Consider the following 9,894-nt stretch of genomic DNA (forward strand, 5'->3'; position numbering starts at 1 on the left):
GCCTTAGCAGCTTAGCGGCTTTTTAGCCACAGATTGATATGATTACACAGATTTTGAAGCTTGCCAAATAAAAGAATAGATGAAAGTTCTTTTCGAAAGATCCTTTTTTATATACATAAAATACAAAACCTTAGCCTCTCAGAACCTTAGCGACTTAGCAGCTTTATTAACTGTTTTAGCCACAGATTAGTATGATTACACAGATTTTGAAGCTTGCCAAATGAAAGAATAGATGAAAGTTGTTTTCCTAACGTATTCATTTATATATAACGCACAACCTTAGCCTCTCAGCACCTTAGCAGCTTAGTCCCTCTCCTAATTATTTTTCTTGGCCTTAATCATAGCCTCCAACATGTCCCACATTTCTTCAGGAACGGCTTCCAGAAGATTGAATTGTCCGGCACCTTTAAGCCATTCGCCACCATCGATGGTAATGACTTCACCGTTGACATAGGCTGAAAAGTCAGACACGAGATAGGCGGCAAGGTTGGCTAATTCCTGATGGTCGCCTACTCTTTTTAGTGGTACTTTTTTTGCCAGGTCGAATTTGTCTTTCAGGTCGCCCGGTAATAATCTGTCCCAGGCACCTTTGGTAGGAAATGGTCCCGGTGCTATGGCATTGGAACGGATTCCGTATTTGGCCCATTCAACCGCAAGGCTTCGGGTCATGGCCAAAACGCCGGCTTTTGCTGTGGCTGACGGAACTACATAAGCAGAGCCCGTCCAGGCATAGGTTGTGACAATATTCAAGATGGTTGTGTTTTGCTGTTTGGTGTCAATCCAATGTTTTCCAAAAGCCAGGGTGCAGTTTTTGGAGCCTTTTAGCACAATGTCAATAATGGTATCAAAGGCGTTGGCCGATAGCCTTTCTGTAGGAGAAATAAAATTTCCGGCCGCATTGTTCAGTAATACATCTACTTTACCAAATTTTTCCAGAACAGAGGCGAGCATGGTTTCAACCTGCTCATAATTGCGGACATCGCAGGCTAAAGGAAGGCATTCACCGCCGGTTTCTTTTTCAAGTTCTTCTGCGGTAGTTCTTAGTTTTTCAAGATCGCGGGAAGTTATGGCAACTTTGGCGCCTAATTCCAGAAAATATTTTGTCATTGCTTTTCCAAGTCCGCTGCCACCACCTGTAACAACAATTGTTTTTCCTTCGAGGGCATTATCGCGAAGCATTTTTTTTGTAAAATCCATGTGTGTCGTTTTTCTTTTTTACTAAAATACGGAATTATTACAAAAGATATTTTTCCTATTCAAAATAAATGCTCAAGTAGTTATTGAGATGGAATTAATGCTTAATAAACGTTTGACAGTTTAACTTAGGGTTAGGGCGTGTGATTTATAAATTTCTGTTCAGCTACAGATTAGATGATTGTGCAGATTTGAAGAGTTCCTGTCAGGCAGAAGAAAATATTAATTAAATTTTCAAAACTTTACGGCCCTGTGTCTTTGCCTGAAAATATTGCTAGCAAAGGCACAAGAACGCTAAATTCATAATAATGGAAATCTGGAAGAGACTTTTTAAATCAGTGTTTCGTCTTTTCTATTTTATCGTGTATTTTCAGGTATTCAGGCAAAGCAGCCGAACCATACCATTCAAATGCTTCTACCTCAAAAAGTTTTTCTTTTATGGCAGGGTCGGTAAGTAATAATTCGTTTGCTTCTTCAATTGTTTTTGCATTCAGGATAAAGATGCCGCGATAATTTTTATCGTTTTTCTTTAAAGGACCGGCAACAATCAGCTTGCCGTCTTTAGCCAGGCGGTTGATGTTGTCCATATGGCCTTTGAAAAGCTCGTTTAATTTTTCTTTGTCGTCTATTTTATTGCTTCCGGTTTTTAAGATAGCCAGGACATACATTTTCATTCCGTAATCGTCAGCACCCAAAGACTCGGCAAGTTTGCTGTCATAGTCAGGGTTTTCGGTTTGAGAATTTGCTTTGAAGCAACTGACAAGCATCAGTATAAGTAGTATTTTTTTCATGATTGGTTGTTTTATCCCTTGAGTAGGGTTTTGACAATAAAAAAGCGGGAATATGATTTCCCGCTTTTTGAAATGATTATTCCTGCATTAAGATGTCTAAGATTGTAATGGCAGCTTCGCTGATTTTGGTTCCGGGACCAAAAACGGCTACGGCTCCGGAATCAAAAAGATATTGGTAGTCCTGGGCAGGGATTACGCCGCCAACGATTACCATAATATCTTCACGTCCGTATTTCTTTAATTCTTCGATTACCTGAGGCACCAATGTTTTGTGTCCGGCAGCAAGAGAAGAAACACCCAAAATATGTACGTCGTTTTCTACGGCCTGTTTGGCTGCTTCTGCGGGTGTTTGGAACAGAGGTCCAATATCAACATCAAAACCTACATCGGCATAACCTGTTGCGACAACTTTGGCACCACGATCATGTCCATCCTGTCCCATTTTGGCAATCATTATTCTTGGTCGACGGCCTTCGGATTTTGCAAATTCGTCGGCTTTCTGCTTTGCTTTTTCAAAGCTCTCGTCATTTTTAATTTCTTTGCTATACACGCCGCTAAACGATTTGATTTGTGCTTTATATCTTCCAAAAACAGTTTCTAATGCATCGCTGATTTCGCCTAAAGTGGCTCTGTTTCTGGCGGCATCTACTGCAATTTCCAATAAATTGCCCTGGCCTGATTTGGCAGCTTCGGTCAATTTATGCAAGGTCTCTTTTACTTTTTCTGTATTTCTTGTAGCTTTTATTTTTTCCAGTCTTTCGATTTGCTGTCTGCGCACCATCTGGTTGTCAACATCAAGAATGTGTAACGGATCTTCTTTTTCAAGTCTGTATTTGTTTACGCCTACAATGATATCCTGGCTGGAATCGATTCTTGCCTGCTTTCTGGCTGCGGCTTCTTCAATTCGTAATTTTGGTATTCCCGCTTCGATGGCTTTGGTCATACCGCCTAATTCTTCTACTTCCTGAATGAGCTGCCATGCTTTGTGGACAATTTCATCAGTAAGTTTCTCTACGTAATAGCTTCCCGCCCAGGGATCGACCGTTTTGGTGATTTTGGTTTCTTCCTGAAGGAAAATCTGTGTATTTCGTGCAATTCTTGCCGAGAAATCGGTAGGCAAGGCTATGGCTTCGTCTAAGGCGTTGGTATGTAATGATTGCGTACCTCCAAAAGCAGCAGCGGCAGCTTCGATACAAGTACGGGCTACGTTATTAAACGGGTCCTGTTCTGTAAGACTCCAGCCCGAAGTCTGGCAATGGGTTCTTAAGGCAAGCGATTTCTCGTCCTGAGGATTGAACTGTTTGAGCAGTTTAGCCCACAGCATTCTTCCGGCACGCATTTTTGCAATTTCCATGAAATGGTTCATCCCAATGGCCCAAAAGAACGAAAGTCGTGGAGCAAACTCGTCGATTTTCATTCCTGCAGCTAGTCCGGTACGGATGTATTCAAGTCCGTCGGCTAAAGTATAGGCCAGTTCAATATCTGCCGTAGCTCCGGCTTCCTGCATGTGGTATCCGGAAATCGAGATAGAATTGAACTTAGGCATTTTTTTACTCGTAAAGTCGAAAATATCGGCGATGATTTTCATTGACGGAGTAGGCGGATAGATGTAGGTATTTCGAACCATGAATTCTTTCAGGATGTCATTCTGGATGGTTCCTGAAAGCAGTTCCGGTTTTACGCCCTGTTCTTCAGCAGCTACGATATAAAATGCCATGATTGGCAATACGGCACCGTTCATGGTCATGGAAACCGACATTTCATCAAGCGGAATCTGGTCGAACAGTACTTTCATGTCTTCTACAGAGTCGATAGCCACACCTGCTTTCCCAACATCGCCAACCACTCTTTCGTGGTCGCTGTCATAGCCTCTGTGCGTTGGAAGGTCAAATGCGATGGAAAGTCCTTTTTGCCCGGCAGCCAGGTTTCTTCTGTAAAAGGCATTACTTTCTTCTGCTGTTGAAAATCCGGCATATTGACGAATAGTCCAGGGACGGCGAACGTACATAGTGGCGTACGGACCACGAAGATTTGGTGCGAATCCTGCTCCAAAATTAAGATGCTCCAGATTTTGGATGTCTTCTTCGGAATAGGTGTTTTTCAGTTCGATACCTTCGGCCGTCAGGAAGTTTTCAACGTTTTCTGACTTGGCTTTTTTGCCATCGGCTTGAGAATCTAATTTTATATGTTGGATGTCTTTTCTTTTCATGGCTTATTTTTCTTTCTCGCTTTCCAAACGTTCCTGTTCCATTTTTTCTGCCAATCGTTTTTCTATGATTGGTGTTACCAGCGTTTTTCTAGGTTTTGATTTCACAAAAGGAAATAGTTCCAGGTCGTGGCTCATCCTGTCATTTTTGTTAGGATATTTATTGGTACCCAACAGGATTTCTTTTCCGGAATCAAACAAATCCTGTTCTTTTGCGGCACTCTCCTGAATTTTTCTTTGAATAGTACCTTCAATCAATTGTGTAATTAAACCACCGTTTGCTTCGATGTCTTTGAACAGGGCCAAAGCTTTTTCGGCTAATTGCTCTGTCAGTGTTTCTATATAATAGCTTCCGTCTGCCGGATTATTGACTTTGTCAAAATAGCTTTCGTGTTTTAGTACCAGAAGTTGGTTTCTTGAAATGCGATCCCCAAATTCGTTGTCTTTATGGTATAAGGAATCGTATGCCAGATTCGAAACGGCATCGGCACCGCCTAAAATCGCACTCATGCATTCTGTGGTGGTGCGAAGCATGTTTACGTTATAGTCGTAAAGCGTTTTGTTTCTTTTGGTAGGGATAACAAGTATGTGGCAGCCTGAATTATGGTCGTATTCTTTAGCTAAAAGGTCAAAAAGCAGGCGTAGGGCACGCAGTTTTGCAATCTCGAAAAAATAATTTGTTCCCACAGCTACCTGAAATGTGATAGGTTTTGAAACGGTTGCCATGCGGTTAAAGTATTCATTGGCATGGGCTAGCATATAAGCCAGTTGCTGGACAATATTGGCTCCGGCATTTTGATAAAGGCTTCCGTCAATGCTAAGGAAATTCGCATTTTGGCAAGAGATGGAAATTGTATTCAGAAGGTTAAAGTCGGAATCAAGATTCGTGTGCCAGTTGCCCTCTTTTGCCAGTTTTCCAATCGGGTCAATTTGTATAAAAAAGTTGGCGTTCCTGTTTTTGGCAATGGTGTCGATTTTTTTGACGAAATCGATTGAAAGGAATGCTAAATGGAAGTAAACGGTTATCGTTTCTAACGGAAGTTTTTCCAATAGTTTGGCTATATCCAGATTTTCATCTTCTATAGTAAACCGGATACTTTCTGCTCCTCTGGACAGGGTTTCCAAGGCACGATTTACAGATTTATCCAAATCATGTACGAAAATATTCTGGACTATTTTGAAAGCGGTTTCTTTCTCAGAAAAAGAAAGCGGGTTTTCAAATTCGTCAATATGGTAGAAGGGCTTTACTTTGATGCCCTCCGGACTTTCCCAGATTAGCGTTTCGTTATAATCTGCTCCTTTGAGTTCGTACTGAATCTGCTGCTTCCATTGTTTGGAAGTTACGGGATTGAAGTCGTCAAATAGATGGTCGGCCATTTTTAGGTTATGTTGTTCTGCTAAAACTGTTAATCTTCGCAGAGATAATATTATAATGATTTGCTTTGCTCTTCTTCTGGCAGATCTTCTTCAAATTCGATAATATATATGTCTTCGCTGTCGCGTTTCATATAGTATTTTTCACGGGCATATTTTTCAATCTGATCAGGATTCTTGAGCAGTTTTATTTTTTCTTCGTCGAGTTTGATCTCGTCCTGATAATATTTTTTATTGTCTTCCAGTTCTTTTATTTCCTTGTTAAGAATTCTATGGTCGAGCAGGGAATAATTGTCCAGAAAAACCATCCAGGCAATAAAAAGCGCCAATACCAATACATATCTGTTTCCGAGAAATCTCAGAAAAGGATAACGGCTGATTATATTTTTGAACGGATTTTTCATCCCTGAATTTTTACTTTATAAAATTAGGAATAAAAATTATAAAATACGCTGATTGATTACGGCCCGGACAACATCAATGGCCACGGTATTGTATTTGTCGTTTGGAATAATGATATCTGCAAAAGCTTTAGTCGGTTCAATAAATTGCTCGTGCATTGGTTTTAATGTGGTCTGGTATCGGTTCAATACTTCTTCCATGTCGCGGCCTCTTTCGGCAATATCACGTTTGAGACGGCGAATCAGACGTTCGTCAGGATCGGCATGGACAAAGATTTTTATATCGAACATGTCGCGAAGCTCCGGATTGGCAAGAATCAGGATGCCCTCAACAATCATAACTTTTCTTGGATGCGTGTTGATAGTGTCTTCGGTACGGTTGTGCGTTACAAAAGAATATACCGGCTGTTCTACATTTTTTCCGGCTTTTAAATCCTTTAAATGAGCGACTAACAATTCAAAATCGATAGCCCTTGGATGGTCAAAATTGATGAGTGCCCTTTCGTCAAAACTGAGATTGTGGTTTTCTCTGTAATAGGAGTCCTGAGAGATTATTCCAACTTCAGTCTGAGGTAATTCGTTCATAATTTGTTGGACAACAGTTGTTTTTCCGCTTCCGGTTCCGCCGGCAATTCCGATAATGAGCATAAGGTTGTGTTATATTTTTCTTTTGGCAAAAATAGAAATTATATTGAGAGTGGTTTTTGTTTTTTAGGGAAATGTTTCAGCGGAGAATTGGAGTTCTGATTAATTGAGAAAAAATTAATGCACAAGCAGCAGAATTTTATTAATTTTAATAAGACTGATAAATAGCAGATTAAAATAAAAAATTATGGAAAAAAGGAACTGACCATTAAGGTAGCAATCCAAATACTCAAACCTGTATCGGAAGTGTTTGAAGCGATTGTTGATCCTGAAAAAATGGCAAATTATTTTATTGGGAAAGGTTCGGGTAGGATGGAGAAAGGGAAAGAAATTGAATGGAAATTTCCTGAATTTGATATGCAATTCCCGATTACGGTTGGCAAAATCGAAAAGGACAAGTATGTATCCTATTATTGGGATGTGAATGAAAAGAAAAATCTGGTAGAAATTACCTTGGCACCTTTTGGAAAAGATACTGTTGTAACGGTTACTGAGAAAGGAATGGAAAATAACGAGGAAGGAATTAGCTGGCTTATGGGGAATACTGAAGGCTGGGCAAATTTTCTAGCCTGTCTTAAAGCCTATCTTGAATATGGCATCAACCTGAGAAAAGGAGCCTTTGAATTTCGGAGAGAAGAATAAAAGGAAGAAGAGTGGTTTGTGTCAGTTTTTGTTTGCCACAGATTAGAATGATTACGCAGCTACATAAGAAGTAAGTTTATCCAAAATAGGTAATGCCCAACATTTCGATTACAATAAGTTCTGCGGCTCTGCGCCTTTGCGTGAAATAGTTGCTCGCAAAGGCGCAGCGCCGCAAAGCTGGAAAAAAGGAGCTTATTGGAAATTGTTTTTGGTAAGGTTTCCTATAATCAATTAAAATCTTTATGCAGATTTAAAGTTCGTATTGAATAAAAAAAAACACGCCCGTATTTCGGGCGTGCTTTTATTTTAGGTTATTACTATTTTTATTTTTTGACCACTTTTACGGTGGATTTTTTGCCATTTGACATGACGGATACGGCATAGGTTCCGTCCGGCAGGTCGCCAAGGAATAGCTTTACTTCCATGGCATGGCCGTCCTGTTTTTTGACCAGTTGCCCCAACAGGCTGTATACTTCAATCGAATCTATGGTTGCTGAACACTGTATGTTCAGGTAATCTTCTACCGGATTCGGATAGTACTTAAAGGTCAGCTTTTGCGGTTTTCCAACACCGAGTGCCGCATTTACCGTAACGGCAAGAGGCAGGCTCGGGCAATATCCGTCGGCCACGGCCACGGCATAATAGGTTGCCCCGTCAACCAGTGGGGTAGTTGGAGACAACGGGTTGGTATTGTTTACCGCGTCATCGTGGCTGGCGTACCAGATTGCATTTGCAGGTGTTACCACAAGGTCTGCTATGGTAGTCCCTTCTTCGAACTCTTGCGATGGTTCTCCTTGCGGAACCGGCAGCCTGTCGTTCAGGATAACGATGACCAGTGTCCTTTCCGGGCTTTCGCATCCGTTGACCGTCTGCGTTGCATAATAGGTAGTTCCGTCCACCAGAAGCGTACTGGCAGGAAGTTCCTGCGTTGCATTGGCAGAAGCATACCATCTCACCTGTGTTCCCTGTATTGCAAGGTTGCTTATGGTAGGATTGGCGGTACTACAGAATTCCTGTATTTCTTCCGCAACAGGCGGTACTACTTCCTGCGGCTGGGTGATGGTAAATACCTTTGTGATTACGGAACCGTTGGCATCGGTTACCGTAACGGTATAGGTTCCTGCTGCCAGTCCTGCTGCGGTTGGTGCCGTTCCTCCGTTTGGCGACCAAGAATAGGTGTATGGTGCCGTTCCTCCGGATATGCTGACTGTAGCCGAACCGTCAGAACTTCCGTAACATGTTACGTTTGTCTGGGAGGAATCTGCTATGGCCAATGTTTCTATGATGGTGAAATCGGCTCCCGTAAAGGCAATATCATAATTGTTTCCTGCGCTCAAGGTACCCTGTGTAATAGGATAGGTTCCGGCAGTTTCGCCTGCCGTTCTTACCAATGATCCGGTAAGTACCGCCTGTGTATCTCCATTGACTAATCCCGTAACGGTATAGGTTAACGCCGGGTCAGCCGTTCCATAGGTTTTCGACTTGGCATCAGCAACGATGTTCAGTGTTGCCTTGGTGATGTTAAAATCGGCTCCGGTATAGGCGATGTCGTAGTTTCCGCTTACGGCCAGTGTTCCCTGGTTGATGGCATAGGTACCGATGTTTTCACCTGCCGTTCTTGACAAAGCTCCCGTAACAATACTTTCATTATCTCCATTGACTAAACCTGTAACGGTGTAGGTCAATGCCGGGTCAGCCGTTCCATAGGTTTTTGATTTCGCATCTGCAACGATGTTCAGGGTTGCTTTCGTGATGTTGAAATCGGCACCTGTGTAGGCGATGTCGTAATTTCCGCTTACTGCCAGTGTCCCCTGTTCGATGTCATAGGTTCCGATGTTTTCGCCTGCCGTTCTTGTCAGGGCTCCCGTGATAACCGTATGGTCGTCACCGTTTGCAAATCCTGTTACGGTATAGGTCAGTGCCGGGTCTGACGTTCCATAGGTTTTCGACTTGGCATCTGCAATGATGTTCAAGGTCGCTTTCGTGATGTTGAAATCGGCACCGGTGTAGGCGATGTCGTAATTTCCGCTTACCGCCAGTGTTCCCTGGTTGATGTCATAGGTTCCGATGTTTTCACCTGCTACTCTGGTGAGTGCTCCGCTGATAATGCCCTGGTCGTCACCGTTTGCAAATCCCGTAACGGTATATGTCAATGCCGGGTCAGCCGTTCCGTAAACTTTAGTTTTGGCATCTGCAACGATGTTCAGTGTTGCCTTGGTGATATTGAAATCGGCACCGGTGTAGGCAATGTCGTAGTTTCCGCTTACGGCGAGTGTCCCCTGTTCAATGTCATAGGTTCCGATGTCTTCTCCTGTTGTTCTGGTTAAGGCTCCCGTGATAATACTTTCATTATCTCCGTTTGCCAATCCCGTTACGGTATAGGTCAATACAGGGTCAGCCGTTCCGTAGGTTTTCGACTTGGCATCTGCAACAATGTTCAGGGTTGCCTTCGTGATATTGAAATCGGCACCGGTGTAGGCGATGTCGTAGTTTCCGCTTACTGCCAGAGTTCCCTGGTTGATGTCATAGGTTCCGATGTCTTCGCCTGCCGTTCTGGTTAAAGTTCCTGTTATAACCGTCTGGTCATCGCCGTTGGCAAGTCCGGTAATTGTATAGGTCAATTCAGGATCTGTTGTTCCGT

At 42.4% G+C, this 9,894-nt stretch carries 8 protein-coding genes; 1 reads left to right on the forward strand and 7 read right to left on the reverse strand.

Going from position 1 to position 9,894, the window contains the following annotated elements; all coding sequences use genetic code 11:
• Positions 1-315: 315 nt before the first annotated feature.
• The 6 genes from ASG38_RS09345 to udk all read right to left on the reverse strand — a co-directional run bounded on the left by ASG38_RS09345 (position 316) and on the right by udk (position 6,614).
• The gene (locus ASG38_RS09345; RefSeq protein WP_056069654.1) at positions 316-1,197 is read right to left on the reverse strand and encodes an SDR family oxidoreductase; all 882 of its coding nucleotides are present in this window, start codon (positions 1,195-1,197) and stop codon (positions 316-318) included.
• A gap of 332 nt (positions 1,198-1,529) precedes the next feature.
• Complete coding sequence (locus tag ASG38_RS09350; protein ID WP_056069657.1) at positions 1,530-1,985, reverse strand: YciI family protein; 456 nt, start codon at positions 1,983-1,985, stop codon at positions 1,530-1,532.
• Between the two features lie 76 nt (positions 1,986-2,061).
• Complete coding sequence (scpA, locus tag ASG38_RS09355; RefSeq protein ID WP_056069660.1) at positions 2,062-4,194, reverse strand: methylmalonyl-CoA mutase; 2,133 nt, start codon at positions 4,192-4,194, stop codon at positions 2,062-2,064.
• 3 nt (positions 4,195-4,197) lie between these two features.
• Positions 4,198-5,568, reverse strand: coding sequence for a methylmalonyl-CoA mutase subunit beta (locus tag ASG38_RS09360; RefSeq protein WP_056069662.1), 1,371 nt, complete (start codon positions 5,566-5,568; stop codon positions 4,198-4,200).
• 50 nt (positions 5,569-5,618) lie between these two features.
• Positions 5,619-5,969, reverse strand: coding sequence for a septum formation initiator family protein (locus ASG38_RS09365; RefSeq protein ID WP_056069665.1), 351 nt, complete (start codon positions 5,967-5,969; stop codon positions 5,619-5,621).
• A 36-nt stretch (positions 5,970-6,005) separates the two neighbouring features.
• A complete protein-coding gene (udk, locus tag ASG38_RS09370; RefSeq protein WP_056069670.1) occupies positions 6,006-6,614 on the reverse strand; it encodes a uridine kinase in 609 nt (202 codons plus the stop codon).
• A 243-nt stretch (positions 6,615-6,857) separates the two neighbouring features.
• Between udk and ASG38_RS09375 the strand changes: the two genes are divergently transcribed.
• On the forward strand, positions 6,858-7,253 hold the full coding sequence (locus tag ASG38_RS09375; protein ID WP_235498581.1) for an SRPBCC domain-containing protein: 396 nt from the start codon (positions 6,858-6,860) through the stop codon (positions 7,251-7,253).
• Positions 7,254-7,576: 323 nt separating this feature from the next.
• Here the strand turns inward: ASG38_RS09375 and ASG38_RS09380 are convergent.
• Positions 7,577-9,894 (reverse strand): MBG domain-containing protein (locus ASG38_RS09380; RefSeq protein ID WP_162239687.1); only part of this gene is annotated, 2,318 nt, incomplete at its 5' end.

It is taken from the genome of Flavobacterium sp. Leaf359, from assembly GCF_001423985.1.
GTDB classification, from domain to species: domain Bacteria; phylum Bacteroidota; class Bacteroidia; order Flavobacteriales; family Flavobacteriaceae; genus Flavobacterium; species Flavobacterium lindanitolerans.